Source organism: Pseudomonas sp. NFPP24 (genome assembly GCF_900112095.1).
GTDB classification, from domain to species: domain Bacteria; phylum Pseudomonadota; class Gammaproteobacteria; order Pseudomonadales; family Pseudomonadaceae; genus Aquipseudomonas; species Aquipseudomonas extremorientalis.
This window is the reverse complement of record NZ_FOKD01000010.1, coordinates 1-16248: the sequence shown is the minus strand read 5'-3', so window position 1 is coordinate 16248 and position 16248 is coordinate 1. Positions and strand designations below refer to the sequence as shown.

13 protein-coding genes and 1 pseudogene are annotated in these 16248 nt (G+C 60.9%); 4 read left to right on the top strand and 10 right to left on the bottom strand.

Features of this window, described 5'->3' with window-relative positions:
- The first annotated feature begins 23 nt into the window (after positions 1-23).
- Positions 24-686: an O-methyltransferase gene (locus tag BM026_RS20985; RefSeq protein ID WP_092243996.1), complete on the top strand. Its 663-nt coding sequence runs from the start codon at positions 24-26 to the stop codon at positions 684-686.
- Here the strand turns inward: BM026_RS20985 and BM026_RS20980 are convergent.
- Both BM026_RS20980 and BM026_RS20975 read right to left on the bottom strand, forming a co-directional pair.
- Positions 673-1293: a LysE family translocator gene (locus BM026_RS20980; protein WP_093529929.1), complete on the bottom strand. Its 621-nt coding sequence runs from the start codon at positions 1291-1293 to the stop codon at positions 673-675. The genes BM026_RS20985 and BM026_RS20980 overlap by 14 nt on opposite strands.
- A gap of 285 nt (positions 1294-1578) precedes the next feature.
- Positions 1579-3084 carry a methyl-accepting chemotaxis protein gene (locus tag BM026_RS20975; protein ID WP_371914417.1) on the bottom strand — a complete coding sequence of 502 codons (1506 nt, stop codon included), beginning with the start codon at positions 3082-3084 and terminating at the stop codon, positions 1579-1581.
- Positions 3085-3306: 222 nt separating this feature from the next.
- Here BM026_RS20975 and BM026_RS20970 point away from each other — a divergent pair, with 222 nt between their 5' ends.
- Positions 3307-5505 carry an OsmC domain/YcaO domain-containing protein gene (locus BM026_RS20970; protein ID WP_093513341.1) on the top strand — a complete coding sequence of 733 codons (2199 nt, stop codon included), beginning with the start codon at positions 3307-3309 and terminating at the stop codon, positions 5503-5505.
- A 240-nt stretch (positions 5506-5745) separates the two neighbouring features.
- Here the strand turns inward: BM026_RS20970 and BM026_RS20960 are convergent, their stop codons facing one another.
- The 4 genes from BM026_RS20960 to BM026_RS20945 form a co-directional block, all read right to left on the bottom strand.
- On the bottom strand, positions 5746-6912 hold the full coding sequence (locus tag BM026_RS20960; RefSeq protein ID WP_092243985.1) for a cystathionine gamma-synthase: 1167 nt from the start codon (positions 6910-6912) through the stop codon (positions 5746-5748).
- Positions 6909-8285: a pyridoxal-phosphate dependent enzyme gene (locus BM026_RS20955; protein WP_093513340.1), complete on the bottom strand. Its 1377-nt coding sequence runs from the start codon at positions 8283-8285 to the stop codon at positions 6909-6911. Before BM026_RS20955 ends, BM026_RS20960 begins: the two co-directional genes overlap by 4 nt.
- A gap of 116 nt (positions 8286-8401) precedes the next feature.
- A complete protein-coding gene (gene dapA, locus BM026_RS20950) occupies positions 8402-9265 on the bottom strand; it encodes a 4-hydroxy-tetrahydrodipicolinate synthase (protein ID WP_092243979.1) in 864 nt (287 codons plus the stop codon).
- A 293-nt stretch (positions 9266-9558) separates the two neighbouring features.
- Positions 9559-10950, bottom strand: coding sequence for a hypothetical protein (locus BM026_RS20945; protein WP_093529925.1), 1392 nt, complete (start codon positions 10948-10950; stop codon positions 9559-9561).
- Positions 10951-11157: 207 nt separating this feature from the next.
- On the opposite strand from BM026_RS20945, the gene BM026_RS20940 reads away from it, so the two are divergent.
- A complete protein-coding gene (locus tag BM026_RS20940; RefSeq protein WP_093529923.1) occupies positions 11158-12054 on the top strand; it encodes an SGNH/GDSL hydrolase family protein in 897 nt (298 codons plus the stop codon).
- Here BM026_RS20940 and BM026_RS20935 read toward each other — a convergent pair.
- The 4 genes from BM026_RS20935 to BM026_RS20920 form a co-directional block, all read right to left on the bottom strand.
- On the bottom strand, positions 12051-12533 hold the full coding sequence (locus BM026_RS20935; protein WP_093529921.1) for a VOC family protein: 483 nt from the start codon (positions 12531-12533) through the stop codon (positions 12051-12053). The genes BM026_RS20940 and BM026_RS20935 overlap by 4 nt on opposite strands.
- A gap of 34 nt (positions 12534-12567) precedes the next feature.
- A complete protein-coding gene (locus BM026_RS20930; RefSeq protein WP_093529919.1) occupies positions 12568-12960 on the bottom strand; it encodes an ester cyclase in 393 nt (130 codons plus the stop codon).
- A gap of 3 nt (positions 12961-12963) precedes the next feature.
- A complete protein-coding gene (locus BM026_RS20925; protein ID WP_093529917.1) occupies positions 12964-13584 on the bottom strand; it encodes a LysE family translocator in 621 nt (206 codons plus the stop codon).
- Positions 13585-13693: 109 nt separating this feature from the next.
- A complete protein-coding gene (locus BM026_RS20920) occupies positions 13694-13993 on the bottom strand; it encodes a hypothetical protein (RefSeq protein WP_093513337.1) in 300 nt (99 codons plus the stop codon).
- Positions 13994-14338: 345 nt separating this feature from the next.
- Here BM026_RS20920 and BM026_RS28990 point away from each other — a divergent pair.
- A pseudogene (locus BM026_RS28990) lies at positions 14339-14482 on the top strand (DNA polymerase V subunit UmuC); the annotation flags it as partial.
- Between the last annotated feature and the right edge of the window lie 1766 nt (positions 14483-16248).

Below are 16248 nucleotides of genomic sequence, written 5' to 3'. Positions count from 1 at the left end.
CCCCAACCCTACGGAAATCCATTATGTCTAGCCTGACCACTGCGCCTTTGGCGCCCCTGATCGAACGTCTTTATACCCAGGCCAGCGCCGCTACCAGCCCCTTGGTGAACTCGGTATCCAAGGAGGAACGCGATCGGCTGATGCGCAGCAAGACCGAATACGTGGCGCTGTATTCGCTGCTCAAGGACCTGTGGCTGCCGGTCTCGCGGGACACCGGCAAGCTGCTCTACCTGTTGGCGCGCAGCAGCAAGGCGCGGGCGATTGTGGAGTTTGGCACGTCGTTCGGCCTGTCCACCTTGCACCTGGCCGCTGCGCTGCGTGACAACGGCGGCGGTGTGCTGATCGGCAGCGAATTCGAAGCCTCGAAGATTGCCCTGGCGCGTGAGCACTTCATCGAAGGCGGGGTGAGTGACTTGATCCATATCCGCGAAGGCGACGCACTGGTCACCCTGGCCAGCGGCCTGCCGGACAGCGTGGACTTGCTGCTGCTGGACGGCGCCAAGACGCTGTATGGCGACGTGCTGGGCCTGGTGGAAAAGCACCTGCGCCCCGGCGCGCTGGTGGTGGCGGACAACACCGATTACTGCCCTGAATACCTGGCCCACGTACGCGCACCGGAGAACGGCTACGTGTCTGTACCGTTTGCCGATGACATCGAACTGTCCATACGGCTCAGCGCCTGCTGAATGCCAACCGCGCTGCAAACACTATGAAGATCATTCCAGTGGTGCGGTCCATCCACTGGATGACCTTTTCCCGGCGCAGGAAACCGGACAGCGGCTGCGTGGCACCCATCAACACCAGTGACCACGCCAGGCCGAGCAGCACATGGATGCCCACCAGGCCGAACGTCCACAGGATCAACGGCTGGCCCTGGGGGATGAACTGCGGCAGGAACGACACATAGAAAATTCCCACCTTGGGGTTGAGCACATTGCCCAGCATGCCCTTGATAAACCAGTTGCCGGCCGGCTTGCCCTGCACCTCGGCGCTGGCCAGTGAGCGGCGCGGACGCAGCAGCATGTTCAACCCCAGCCAGGCCAGGTACGCGGCGCCGCAGTACTTGAGCAGGTTGAAGGCGACTTCCGACACAGCGATCAGTGCGCCCAGACCGAAGGCAACCGCTGCGCCCCACAGCAGGCAGCCGGCGTTGATGCCCAGCGTAGCTTGCAGTGCCTGGCGCTTGCCTTCCACCGCCCCGGTCCTGAGCACCAGGGCTGTATCGAGGCCGGGTGTGAGCGTCAGCAGGGTGGCGGCGAAGGTGAAGGCGAGGAGGTTATCCGTGATGGACATGGGCGGGCTTCGTGATTGGGCGGAGGTGAACCCAAGCATACTATGTTGTAGTGAAGGAAATTGTTGTGGCGAGCGGGCTTGTTGTGGCGAGCGGGCTTGCCCCGCGTTGGGCTGCGTAGCAGCCCCAAAACCAGACACTGAGGAATACCTGACACATCGCAGCTCTCATTGATGGGGCTGCTATGCAGCCCAACGCGGGGCAAGCCCGCTCGCCACAGGTCACCGGTTAGCTACAGGACACCGGCTAGCCACAACAAACCGGCTAGCCAGGTGTTCAGCAAAGGCTCAGCGATTGAACCGCTCCACCAACGCATACTGGGTGGACGCAGTGTTCGTCAGTTCCTTGCTCAGGTCCGTGGATTGACGGGCCTGGGTCGACGTCTGGTCGGCCAGTTCGGCGATGGTGGTGATGTTGCGGCTGATCTCTTCGGCTACCGCGCTCTGTTCCTCGGTGGCGGCAGCGATCTGGGTAGTCATGTCGGTGATATGCGACACCGCCTCGCTGATACCCACCAGGGCCTGGTCGGCTTCGAGTACCCAGGCCACGCCTTCCTGGGCCTGGCGTTGACCGTTCTCCATGCTTTGCACGGCGTTGTTGGACGACGCCTGCAATTGGGTAATCAGCCCGTGGATCTGGGTGGTGGACTGGGACGTGCGCTGTGCCAGTTGGCGCACTTCATCGGCGACCACGGCAAAGCCACGGCCTTGCTCACCGGCCCGCGCTGCTTCGATGGCGGCGTTGAGGGCCAGCAGATTGGTCTGGTCGGCAATGGCCTTGATCACGTCCACCACGCTGCCGATTTCGTCGCTGTCCCGCGCCAGTTGCGCTACGGTCGCGCCGGTTTCGCTGACCACGCTGGACAAACGTTCGATGGCCTCACGGGTGTCCCGTGCCACTTCACGGCCGCGCCCGGTCAGCACATTGGCTTGCTGGGTGGCATCCGCCGTGCGCTGGACGTGGCTGGCGACTTCCTGGGTAGTGGCGGCCATTTGGTTGACGGCGGCCGAGACCTGTTCGGTTTCGACGCGCTGGCGGTCCAGGCCCTTGGAGCTGGCGGTGGCCAACTGATCGGATTGCCCGGCCAGGGCGCTCAATTGTTCGGCACTGTCCTGCAGGCGCGTGAGGCAGGTTTTCAGGCGCGCGGCCTGGCTTTGGAACGCAGTTTCCAGGCGTGCCTGTGGCCCGCTGGCGTCGCTGTACATCTGGGCGATCAAGGCGTCCGAAGTCGAAGGTTCTACGCCCTGCAGCAGGCGCAGTGTGCTGCCTTGGCGCCAGCGTGAGCAGAGCACGCCCACCGGCACCGCGACGGCGACGGCCACGGCAATTGCGAGCGGCGCGTCGAAGAACAGACCGGCGAGACTACCGGACACTGCGGTGGCCACGTAAGGCACGCAACCGAGTGCTGCCGGCAGCCAGGCGTCCTGGCGCGGGACGGCCGGTTTGCCTTGGCTGATCCGTTGATACAGGGCCTGGGCCCGGCGGATTTCATCGGCCGTGGGCTTGACCCGCACCGACTCGAAACCGACGACCTGGCTGCCATCGAAGATCGGCGTGACGTAGGCGTTGACCCAATAGTGATCGCCGTTTTTCGAGCGGTTCTTGACGATGCCCATCCACGGCAGGCCTTGCTTGAGTGCACCCCACATGTGCGCAAACACGGCGGGCGGCACATCCGGATGGCGCACGATGTTCTGCGGCGCGCCGATCAGGTCGGCGCGTTCAAAGCCGCTGATGTCGACAAAGGCGTCGTTGCAGTAAGTGATGACCCCTCGGACATCCGTGGCGGAGATGAGTTTTTGCGAAGGCGCGAGGGAAATCTCACGCTGTGTTACGGGCTGGTTATTGCGCATTCCGACTACTCCCTAGTTGCCCTCAGTCCATCGGCGCCAAACGCAAAAAGGTTAATCCACATTGGCCAATTCGCCAGCCATTGGTTAAAAGCCTGAAACTTCGCGGTGAAACACCTCATAATGGCGGCCATTTTTGTTTAGCCGTTATTCTGGTGTGCCCCCATGGAAATCAAGGTCAACTTTCTCGACAACCTCCGGCTTGAAGCCAAGTTCGATGACTTCACGGTGATTGCCGACCAGCCCATTCGCTACAAAGGCGATGGCTCGGCACCGGGGCCGTTCGATTACTTCCTGGCGTCGTCAGCGCTGTGCGCGGCGTACTTCGTGAAGTTGTACTGCCAGACGCGCAATATCCCCACCGACAATATTCGCCTGTCGCAGAACAACATCGTCGACCCGGAAAACCGCTACAACCAGATCTTCAAGATCCAGGTCGAGTTGCCGGCGGATATCTCCGAGAAGGACCGCCAGGGCATTTTGCGTTCCATCGACCGCTGCACCGTCAAGAAAGTGGTACAGGCCGGGCCTGAGTTTGTCATCGAAGAAGTCGAGAACCTCGACGCCGATGCCCAGGCGTTGCTGATGCCGAATTCGACTTCCGAGGGCGGCACCTACATCGCAGGCAAAGACCTGCCGCTGGAACAGACCATCGCCAACATGTCCGGCATCCTCGCAGGCCTTGGCATGAAGATCGAGATCGCGTCGTGGCGCAATATCGTGCCTAACGTCTGGTCGTTGCACATCCGCGATGCGCATTCGCCGATGTGCTTCACCAACGGCAAGGGTGCGACGAAGGAGGGCGCCCTGGCGTCGGCCTTGGGCGAGTTCATCGAGCGGCTCAACTGCAATTTCTTCTACAACGATCAGTTCTGGGGCGAGGAACTGGCCAACGCACCGTTCGTGCATTACCCGGATGAGCGCTGGTTCCAGCCAGGTCCCAACGACGAGCTGCCGAGCGAGATCCTGGATGCCTACTGCCTGAAAATCTACAACCGCGACGGCGAACTGCGCGGTTCGCACCTGTTCGATACCAACTCCGGCAATGAACAACGCGGCATCGTTTCGCTGCCGTTCGTGCGCCAGTCGGATGGCGAAGTGGTGTACTTCCCGTCCAACCTGATCGAGAACCTCTACCTCAGCAACGGCATGAGCGCCGGCAACACCCTGGCCGAAGCCCAGGTGCAGTGCCTGTCGGAGATCTTCGAGCGTGCCGTGAAGCGTGAAATCATCGAAGGCGAGTTCGCCTTGCCGGACGTACCGGCGCAGGTGCTGGCCAAGTACCCCGGCATCCTCGCCGGCATCCAGGGCCTTGAAGCCCAGGGGTTCCCGGTGTTGGTCAAAGACGCCTCCCTGGGCGGCGAATTCCCGGTGATGTGCGTGACCCTGATGAACCCGCGCACCGGCGGCGTGTTTGCGTCCTTCGGCGCCCACCCAAGCCTGGAAGTGGCCCTGGAGCGCAGCCTTACCGAACTGCTGCAAGGCCGCAGCTTCGAAGGCCTGAACGACTTGCCGCCGCCGACCTTCGAAGGCCAGGCGGTGACCGAACCCAACAACTTTGTCGAGCACTTCATCGACTCCAGCGGCGTGGTGTCGTGGCGCTTCTTCAGTGCCCGGTCGGATTACGAATTCGTCGAGTGGGACTTCACCGGCGAAGGTGCAGACTCGAATGCCCAGGAAGCCGCGACCCTGTTCGGCATTCTCGAAGGCATGGGCAAAGAGTCCTACATGGCCGTGTACGAACACCTCGGCGCCACCGCCTGCCGCATCCTGGTGCCGGACTACTCGGAAATCTACCCGGTGGATGACCTGATCTGGGACAACACCAACAAGGCGCTGTTTTTCCGCGAGGACATCCTCAACCTGCACCGCCTCGACGAGGAAGAATTGCAGGCGTTGGTCGAGCGCCTGATCGAAAGCGAGCTGGACGACTACACGGATATCACCACCCTGATCGGCATCGAATTCGACGACAACACCGCCTGGGGCCAACTGACCATCCTGGAACTGAAACTGCTGATCTTCCTGGCCTTGCAACAATATGAAGAGGCCAAGGAGTGCGTGGAGATGTTCCTGCAATACAACGACAACACCGTCGAGCGCGGCCTGTTCTACCAGGCGATGAATGCGGTGCTGGAGATGGAACTGGACGACGACCTGGAACTGGCCGACTACGAAGCCAACTTCCGCCGCATGTTTGGCGATGAGCGGATGGATGCGGTGATTGGCTCGGTGAAGGGCGATGTGCGCTTTTATGGCCTGACGCCGACCAGCATGAAGCTGGAAGGGTTGGACCGGCATCTGCGCTTGATCGACAGCTACAAGAAGCTGCATGCGGCGCGGGCCAACATCACCTCCGCCTGACGCCTATCTGGCTTGCTGTGCTGAGCAGGTGTGCTGTGGTGAGCAGGCTTGTTGTGGCGAGCGGGCCTGTTGTGGTGAGCGGGCTTGCCCCGCGTTGGGCTGCGAAGCAGCCCTAAAACCAGACGCCGCATTCTGCCTGAAAGAATGCGGCGTTTTTATTGGGGCGGCTTCGCCACCCAACGCGGGGCAAGCCCGCTCGCCACAACCAGGCTGCTCGCCACATAGATCAAGGCAAGCTGTTTATATGAGCGCCAGGGCCTGCGCCAGGTCCGCACGCAGATCCTCCACATCCTCAACCCCCACCGACAACCGCACCAACCCATCGCCAATCCCCAGCTGCGCCCGCGTCGCCGCCGGGATGCTGGCGTGGGTCATGATCGCCGGGTGTTCGATCAGGCTTTCCACACCACCCAGGCTTTCGGCCAGGGCGAAGATCCTGACGTTTTCCAGGAAGCGCCTGGCGCCGGCCAGGTCGCTGTTCAGGTCGATTGAAATCATCCCGCCAAACCCCCGCATCTGTTTGCGCGCCAGTTCATGCTGCGGGTGGGACGCGAGGCCCGGGTAGTAAACCCGCGCCACTTGCGGCTGTTGGTCCAGCCAGGTGGCCAGGTCGAGGGCGTTGCTGCAATGGCGCTCCATGCGCAGGGCCAGGGTTTTCACGCCACGCAGGGTGAGGAAGGCGTCGAAGGGCCCGGCGATGGCGCCGACCGAGTTCTGCAAAAAGCCCAGGCGTTCGGCCAGTTCGGGGTTGTCGCCGACGATGGCAATGCCGCCGATCACATCGGAATGGCCGTTGAGGTATTTGGTGGTGGAGTGCACCACCACATCAAAGCCCAGCTCCAGCGGGCGCTGGATCCACGGGCTGGCGAAGGTGTTGTCGGCCACGCAGATGATCCCGCGAGCGCGGCAGATGCGTGCGATGGCGCTGAGGTCGGTGAGGCTCAGCAGCGGGTTGCTCGGGGTTTCGACCCAGACCATGCGCGTGTCGTCCTGCAGACTCGCTTCAAAGGCCGACAGGTCACTCAGGTCGACAAAGCTGAAGCGGTGCCCGGCGCTGCGTTGGCGCACCTTGTCGAACAGGCGGAAGGTGCCGCCGTACAAATCATTGCCGGACACGACATGGGCGCCGGCGTCCAACAACTCCAACACCGTCGAAATCGCCGCCAGCCCGGAGGCAAAGGCAAACGCCTGGCTGCCGCCTTCCAGGTCGGCCACGCAGCGTTCCAGGGCAAACCGCGTAGGGTTGTGGGAGCGACCATAGTCAAAGCCCTTGTGCACGCCGGGGCTGTCTTGCAGGTAGGTGGAGTTGGCATAGATCGGCGGCATCAGCGCGCCGGTGGTTGGGTCGGGAGATTGCCCGGCATGGATCACGCGGGTGGCAAACGCACTTTTATCGGACTGACTCATGCAAGGGATCTCCGTAGGTGGTTGAGCAGGTCGACGCGGGTGATCAGGCCATGGAAGCCCGACGCGTCGGCAATGATGGCGACCAGGCCGCGATCCAGCTCCGCTTGCAATTGCGCGAGGCTGGCGCTGGGGGGCAGGGTTTGCAGGGACGTGGTCATGGCGCTGGCGACGTTCAGGGTGAAGTGGCTGGCGTCCTGGTGCAGGCCGAGCAGGATATCGGATTCGTCGATCACACCGACCAGTTGCTGGCCGTCCACCAGTACCGGTAGTTGCGAGACATCCGCCAGGCGCATGCGCTGGAACGCGGTGAGCAGGGTGTCGTCGGGGCTCACGCTGATCACGCGGCCGTCCTCGAAGCGCCGCGCAATCAGGTCGCGCAGGTCGCCGTAGTGTTTGTAGTGCAACAGGCCGGCGTCGGTCATCCATTGGTCGTTGTAGACCTTCGACAGGTAGCGCGTGCCGGTGTCGCAGACAAAGGTGACCACACGCTTGGGCGTGGTCTGTTCGCGGCAATAACGCAGGGCGGCGGCGAGCAGGGTGCCGGTGGAGGAACCGCCGAGAATGCCCTCGGCCTTGAGCAACTGCCGGGCGTGATCGAAGCTCTCCTCATCGCTGATGGAATAAGCGTGGCGCACGCTGGACAGGTCGGCAATCGACGGGATGAAGTCTTCGCCGATGCCTTCTACCGCCCAGGAGCCTGGCGTTTCCAGCTTGCCGCTGCGGCTGTACTCGGCCATCACCGAACCCACCGGGTCGGCAAGCACCATTTGCAGTGCCGGTTGCACGCGCTTGAAGAAGCGCGTCAGGCCGGTGAGGGTGCCGGCCGAGCCGACGCCCACCACGATCGCATCCACATCGTGCTGGGTTTGTGCCCAGATCTCCGGCGCGGTGCTGGTTTCGTGGGCCAGGGGGTTGGCGGGGTTGTTGAACTGGTCGGCGAAGAACGAATCCGGAATATCCCTGGCCAGGCGTGCGGCCACGTCCTGGTAATACTCGGGATGGCCCTTGCCCACATCGGAGCGGGTGATATGCACCTCCGCGCCCATGGCCTTGAGGTGCAGTACTTTTTCCGTGGACATCTTGTCGGGCACCACCAGTACCACCCGATAGCCCTTGGCCCGGCCGACCAGCGCCAGGCCCAGGCCGGTGTTGCCGGCGGTGGCTTCGATGATGGTGCCACCGGGGCGCAGGCGGCCATCGCGTTCGGCGGCGTCGATCATGGCCAGGCCGATGCGGTCCTTGATGGAGCCACCGGGGTTCTGGGATTCGAGTTTGAGAAACAGCGTGCAAGGGCCGGTATCGAACCGGCTGACCCGAACCAGCGGCGTGTTGCCGATCAGTTCGAGCACGGCGGGGCGGGGCAGCGTGGGCATGTCGTCACCTGAATACGGATGGGTTGGACAGCAAAAGGCAAAGCCTGGGTTCGACGATAGGCCGGGATCGGTCCGGTCGCAACCGGACGGTCCGCTCGTTGTCTGTTTTTGGCGCATTAGCCGAGCAGGTTCTGCACCTGCTGCAAACGGGCGACAACTGCCACGCTGGCTGCCTGCATCGGTGCGCGCAACTCGCTGCCGATCAAGCCTTGCAGGGCCAGGGCGGCTTTCACCGGTGCCGGGTTGGGCTCCATGAACAGCGTGTTGATCAGCGGCACCAACTGCATGAACGTTGCCCGCGCGTCGGCCAACTGGTTGTCGCGTACCTGCTGGCAAAGCGTCACGAACTGTTCCGTGTTGACGTGCGCCGAGGCTGCAATCGCGCCCGTCGCGCCCAGGCACAGCGCGTTGAAGATCTGCAGGTCTTCGCCACACAACACATCCACCTCACCGCTGGCCAGCAGCGCGAGGGTATTGTCCAGGTTGCCGCCACAGTCCTTGATCGCCACGATGCGTTCGTGGGCGACGATGTTGAGCAAGGTGGCCTGCTCGAACGTGGCGCCGGTGCGGTAGGGAATGTCGTACAGAATGATCGGCACGCTGGAGGCATCGGCCACGGTGCGGAAGAACGCTTCCAGGCCGGCCTGGGACGGGCGGATGTAACTCGGCGCCGGCACCAAAAGCCCAGCCACCGGGCGTTGCAGGATTTCACGCTGAAAGTGCAGCAGCTCAATCTGGTTATAGCCCGCCAGGCCCATCACCACGCGGTGCGCCGGCACCCATTGCAACACCGCATCGAGCACCGCCAATTGTTCCTGCCGACTCAGCGACGCCGCTTCGCCGGTGGTGGTGCACACCATGATCCCGGCCACGTGTTTTTCCAGCAGGTGGTTGACCAGGCGGTGCAGGCCAATGAAATCAATGGCGCCGTCATGGAACGGCGTGACCACGGGAACCCAGATACCTTGAAACGATGACATGCACTTTCTCCTGATGATTGACCGCTTGAGTCACCGTCAGAAGGGCAGGGGCAATTGTGCAAGGGAGAGTAGACCGTCGCGCTCAATGTCCTGTCAGCTCATCTGACGGGACAGCGCGCCCCGGTCACATGAGCGACTGTTTCTTCGATTTGAGGGCGTGCGCAACGCAACCTTGCGCCTTGGCAATCAAGCCAATGACGGAACGGTTAACGCAAGGCATTGCGGACATAAGCTGACACACCCTGAACAAGGCCTCCATCTTCATGGAATATTGCAGAGTGTGTCAACGGGGCTTATTCGAATTTATCGATACGCGAGTCAGAGTAGAAAAACTCGTTCTTGTCGGTGCTCGATTCAAAGAAGTAGGCGTAGTCGGTCAGGAAGTACAGGTAGTTGACGCGCTTGTACTTGTCGTCGTCGGTTCGGCAGGACAATGCCTTGGCGCTGCCCGCCAGTTTCGCGTTGAGTTCGCTGGCCGGCAGTTCACGCTCGACCTGGCAACGGTTGGTCTGCGTGTTGGTGCTGCTGCCGATCAGGCTGTTGAGGCTGGAGCGTACGGTGGTGTAGGTGACGGTCTCGCCCACGGGCAGGGCCTTCCAGTTACCGGTGAAGCTCAGTTGGGTCAGGGTCGAGCTTTCCGCCATGCCCGAACCGCCGTAGGTGGCTTTGGACACCAGGTGGAACAGGTTGCGCCAGCTCACGGCCTGACTCTCATAGCCGTCGCCACGGGTGGCCAGGGCCAACTGGCCGCTTGGTGCGTCCTGGCTGATGAACTGCGTGCTTTGGTTATCGCTGGTCTTGCCACGGTAGTTGCTGGTGCCCGCGAACTGGACGTATTTGAACGAGCGGGTGGGCTTGTCCAGGTTCAACTGGGCGATGGCCGCCAGCACCGCCGGTTGCACCGAGGTCAGGGCAATGGTGGCCGGCGCTTTCATGCGCGGCTTGAACGCGGGCAGTGCGGCGATCTTTTCCGGGCTGACGCAGATTTTGTTGAACAGCAATTCGTAGTCGGCATTGCTGCCAGCGATGTTCTGCGGCGTAGGGAAACTGTCGACCCGGCCGTCGCTGACGCGGTTGTTGGCATCCATGTCGTAGCCGGCCAACTGCTTGTAGGTGCCGCCTTTGCACGACACCGCAAAGTGTTCGCGTTTTTGCGCGTACGGGGCGTTGTAGGGCAGGTCGTTGAGCACCGTCGGGTTGTCGAAGGCGGCCCAGAAGCGCGTTTCGCCGTTGGCGTTCTTGATACTGTTGGCGTCGATCAGCACCTGGTTGTCGCGCTCGTTGGTCTGTACCAGGCGCCAGTCGGGCTTCGGTGTTTCCGCGCAGGCACGGACGAAGGTCTGGTTGGCGGCCAGGGTTGCACGCAACTGCGGCGACAAGCTGCGGGGCGAACTGTAGCGGCCGGCACTGGCGGGGTATACCCGTTGCGAACCGTCCAGGTACAGCAGGTGCAGTTGCGGCGAGGAACAGGCGGCCTCGACTTGCAACGTGCGGCGCAGGGCGCCCGGATCGCCAGGCATCAACAGCTCGAAGCTGAGCACGTCGCCTTCGCGCACGATGCTGTTTTCCACCAGGGGCTGGGCGAGGGCGCCGGCGAGCATGGTTTCGACCTGGGTTTTCTGGGTGGCGCAACCGGCCAGGGTGGCGATGCCACCGATCAGCAAAAGCGGGGTGATAAAACGCACGAGAGCCTCGTTGAGTCCATTCGGGATGTCAGGGTGACGGCGGGTGACGCGGAAACTTTAACGGGATGTTGCAGGCGCCAAGCCTAACCAGCCGGGTGGTCGCTGTACAGCCGTGATGTGGCCGCCGCTGGATATGTGCGCGTCGCAATCGTTCCTGTGTGGTTGCCGCCAACCGGTAGTCTGTGCAGACATTCCGGGAGAAACGCAATGATCCGACGTGCGTGTTTGGCCGCTCTGCTGACTCTGTCCGCCTCGACCGCCTTTGGCGCCTCGACCTACGATCACCTGTATGCCTTCGGTGACAGCTATTCCGACAACGGCGCGGGCGAAGCGCTCACCACACAGCTCGCCGCACAGCACATCAAGGACGCCCAGGCGTTGCCTGGGCCGCTGTACTGGAAGGGGCGCTGGAGCAACGGCCCGACCGCCGTCGAGGGCCTGGCCCAGGCTCTGCACACACCGCTGACCGACTACGCGGTGGGCGGCGCCAAAAGTGGCCACGGCAATTACTACGCCTGGATGATGCCTTCCCAGGGCACCGGCGTATTGGGGCAGGTCGCCGAGCACTTGCAGGCTGCCAAGTCCCACAAGGCCGACCCCAAGGCGCTGTACTTCATCTTCATCTCGGCCAATGACTTTTTCGAGTGGGCCGACTTCTCCCGCTCGCAAACCCTTGAGGCACTGAGCGAATCGAGCCTGGCGAATATCCGCAAAGCCACTGAGCAACTGGTGGCAGCGGGTGCCCGGCATGTGATGGTGGTGGGCACCACAGACCTCAGCCATGTGCCTGCGGTGGTGCAGGGCAACCAGGTCGACAATGCGAAAAAATACCAGCAGTTGCTCGCGCAGAAACTCCCGGCCGTGCTGGCGCAGATCGGTACGGCGAAGGTCAGCTACTTCGACCACCTGGCTTTCAGCGACACACTGCGCGCCAATCCGACAGCCCATGGTTTCACCGACCTCGATACGCCGTGCCAGGCCACTTATCCGGAGGCTGAACCGGTGTGTGCCAACCCCGACGCGCATTATTACTGGGACGAATGGCACCCCACCCGCAAGGTCCATGCCCTGGCGGCCAACGCCATGCTGGATGCCCTGCCTTAGCCCACCGCTATCGCCGCCTCAATCGTCGCGATGTCGATCTTTCTCATGGTCATCATCGCGTCAAAGGCGCGCTTTGCCGTCGCCGGGTCGGGGTGGGTCACCGCATCGGTCAGCACGCGTGGGGTGATCTGCCACGACAGTCCCCACTTGTCCTTGCACCAGCCGCAGGCGCTTTCCTGGCCGCCGTTGCCGACGATGGCGTTCCAGTAACGGTCGGTTTCGGCCTGGTCATCGGTGGCCACCTGGAACGAAAACGCCTCGGTATGCGGGAAGATCGGCCCGCCGTTGAGGCCGATGCAGGGGATGCCCAAGACGGTGAAGTCCACGGTCAATACATCGCCCTGTTTGCCGGACGGATAATCGCCGGGCGCCAGGTGCACGGCATTCACCCGGCTGTCCGGAAAGGTCAGGGCATAGAAGGTCGCGGCCTCAAGGGCGGTGCCGTTGTACCAGAGGCAGAGCGTGTTTTTGTGGGTCATGATCGGTCTCCACGTGAGAATGGCCCTGTGGAGTTTAGCCGCCCAGTTGCTGCGCGATGGTCGCTTTGTCGATCACCGACCAGACGTGGGCGAACGTGCCGTCGACCACCTCATAGAACACATTTTCGTCGAACGTCACCTGGCGTCCATTGATCGGCAACCCGAAGAACTCGCCCCTGGGCGTGACCTTGAAGTTCAGGCGACTGGCCACGGTCGGTGGGTCGGCCACCAGCAGCTGGATGCGGAACACCAGGTCCGATATCTCGCGAAAATCCCGCTCCAGCATGGCGCGGTAGCCGGCGAGGCCGACGACTTCGCCGTTGTAGGTCACGTCCGGATGCACGAAGTCACCCAAGTGCTCCCAATCCTGACGGTTCAGGCAGTCGATATAGCCTTGGTAAAAGGCAGCGAGTTCGTCGCGAGTCATGGTTCAGGCCCTGCGCGCCATCAACAACACCGACGCCGCCGCCGACAACAACCCGGCGCAGCAGCGATTGAAGATCCGCTTGCCCCGAGGCTCGGCAAACCAGCGCCGCATATGCAGGCCCATATAGGCGTAGGCACTGATGGCGATCCACTCCAGTCCCAGAAACAGCGCGCCCAGCAGCGCGAACTGCGGCGTAATCGGCTCGCCGGGCACCACGAATTGCGGCAGGAAGGCCGTGAAGATCAGGATCGCCTTCGGATTGCCCGCCGCCACTAAAAATTCCTGCCGTGCCAATGCCCACAAACCGACCTTGGGCATACCCGCCTGCGCCTCGGCCTCGGGATTCGCGCGCCACAACTGCAACGCCAGGTAAAACAGATACGCCGCTCCCAGAATCTTGATTCCGTAGAACAACAGCTCCGACGTCTGCAGCACCACCGCCAAGCCCGCAGAGGCGAGGGCGATCATGCCGGCGAAGGCCAGCAGGCGACCGATACCGGCAAGGCATGAGGTGCGATAGCCATAGCGAGTGGCATTGCTCACGGACAGCAGGTTGTTCGGGCCCGGCGCCATGTTCAGGGCGAAGCAGGCGGGGAGGAATAGGGCGAGGGTGGCGAGGTCCATGGCAGCTCCGGATTCGCGGCGGACGGGGAGGTGTGAGGATAAGGGGGAGTGGGGTGGTTGGACAATGTGCGCGTGGGGGCTGCTATGGCACCCACGCGTGTGAGCCGACTTAGCTTTGGCTTGCAGGTACTTCGTCAGTGGTACAAACCTCAGCCCGTAAGCGTTGCCCAATGATATCCATCAGGTCGCAGCCATTTCGCAAGGGGATAGCCAGCAACTGCGCGAAGTCAGAAAGCACGACGGAATCAGCTTCCAACTCGCTGCGAAAGGCAATGTTTTCCAACACCTGAGTGACGGTGCGAATGCGGTAATCTGCCATCGCTTGCAGTACATCGAGCGGCGCTTCTGAGTCAATGAACAGAGAGGCTGGGACCAGATCGATTCCAGTGAGAGGGATGTAACGTTCCATTTTGAAAACTCCGATAAGTGCAGTCATTAACCGTCACTTAATCGTCGCCAAACGATAGGGTGACAGCTGTACGCAGGTTGGCGAACCGGTATCGGAAACCCGGCAGACCCGAAGGTCTCCCGCGCACAGCCGCCATTGAGACAACTTTGCAGGTGTGCAACAGCATCTACAAAAGAGCGCAGTGCTTTTGCATCCGATAGTCAGGTCGCCAAACCTGATCGCCATGTGGGCGACGGGGCGGACTATAAGCGGCATTGGCTTTTGGGGGCAACTGGAAGGTTGTAAGAGTATGGGGGGCGCACAAAGCCGCACATAGGGTCATATTGTCCAGGACTGCTTAGTCTAGAGCCGTATTTCCAGATCAAGCACAAGCTCAAGCAGCACGGCATTGTCCCGTTCTCCTCCAACTATGCGCTGTACGGCGATATGAGCGAGCGCGTGATGAGGCTGATCGAGGCGATGGTGCCGGCGGTTGAGGTGTACAGCATCAAAGGAGGTGCAGGTGGTCAAGATTTAAGATGGGAATCCAAATGCATCTTGATAATTTTTGCCTCAATGAGCTCCACCGAACGATCCTTTGGTATCTTAGTAGGCCGAATACTTGAGGAATGTCAGATGGCAATTTGGCAGGTGATGTACACCCGCGACGGTGAGACGCAGGAATTGATTTTTGAAGGTGGTCACGAGGAACCCGAACTGGAGACGATCTACGAGACGTTGGTAGATAATTGCCAGATCCCTAACAATGGCTACAAAGGGCTGGGTGACATCTTAAAAAGGCACAATATCGAGGTCACCTCTGTGCGGGAACACTTCTACGAATAAATACAAAGCAAAAGCCCGACGAAATAGCCGGGCTTTCAGCAAGGTGTCGCGCTGAAACAGCTGAACACCGTGTCATGAAATCAGGTGTTTATCCGCGTGGAAAGGCTTTTCACGCAATCTGGCGAAAAAACGCAAAAGCGTAATCTACCCACGCAACGCGGCATCTCGAGTGCTTGGGACAGGTCGGTATGCACCGTTTGCTGGTGGATCCCGACCCGCTTTGCATCTCGCTTACTTATTGGCCCCAGAAGCATCCTACTCGACCAGCAGATCTAACACGTAGACCTTCGACGGTGAGTCTGCTGGTGGATTCTTCAGATCATCTATATCACCTAGTCGCTGCTGGCCATTCAGGAGGTCTCATGGTTTAGTGACGCATAAGATGCTAAAACCGACCGTCCTGCGCGCTTACGCTTTGGAGTTTAATTTGGATCTGCCTCTTCCGTTCAACTTGATCGTAAAGGCCGCTTCCTGGGTTTGGCAGCGTGTAACCAGGGTGCTGCTACACAAGACTTATGTTGGATCACATCGAAGATGGAATTCTCGCCATCGACTCGGATCGCGGTGGGAGCCATTAGGAGACTACCTCGAGTATTCCTTGAGGCTGGCGCAGCCTACAGACCACAAGCCACATGTCTCTAAGCTCGCCTTAAGATCGACCGGCCAGAGGCTGTCAAATGTGGATTTTTATTTCGAAGCCCGTGGCGCTGGCATTCGCTATCAGGACAAAATATCTGTCTGTGACGTTGACCGAACCCCGATGATCTGGAATTTGATAAATGTTCCGGTTCTGGATTTTGTTGGAGGCGCCCGAGAGGAAATAGCATTCTCAGTCGAAGAGGTTGAATTGCGGCAGTGTGTTGTAAGGCTTTCGAGCGGAGAGGCTCTGCCACCTTGTAATACTATGCGTTCATACCTGTCCCAAAATTGGCTCCTGAATGATAAGTGGATGTATCGGTGGGGGCATTGGTGGAACTGTAACTCGATAAAGTTTGCTAAGGGAGAAATCGCCATTTATTGGCGTTTGTGCTTTGGGCTTCCCCGAAATCGAGTGTATTCGCCTTACGCAACAGGCCGACGCCGCAAACCAGTCATACAAACACTCCTTCGAGGGATTGGGCAGTTCATGGCACTCTCCCCGCTTGTGACAGCTCAGTTCTGGTTGGCTATCTGGTCAGGGCTGTTTGTAATTGACTCCGATGACAGGCTCAGTTTTAGATGGAGAGCAGGCAAGAAGGATGAAGTCGACACTGCTTGACTGTCCCCTCGGACTCTTTTGATAGGAGGCCGCTTTGTGCCGTCTGCTTGTTACTGCTGACCTCAGGATAGGCAGCAATCGGCCGATTCTGTTGAAAAAGTAGCTCCCCCGTCTGGCCTGCGGCAAAATTCTCGCATCGGCCAGCAGGGAAGCACGCAGCATGATGGGACAG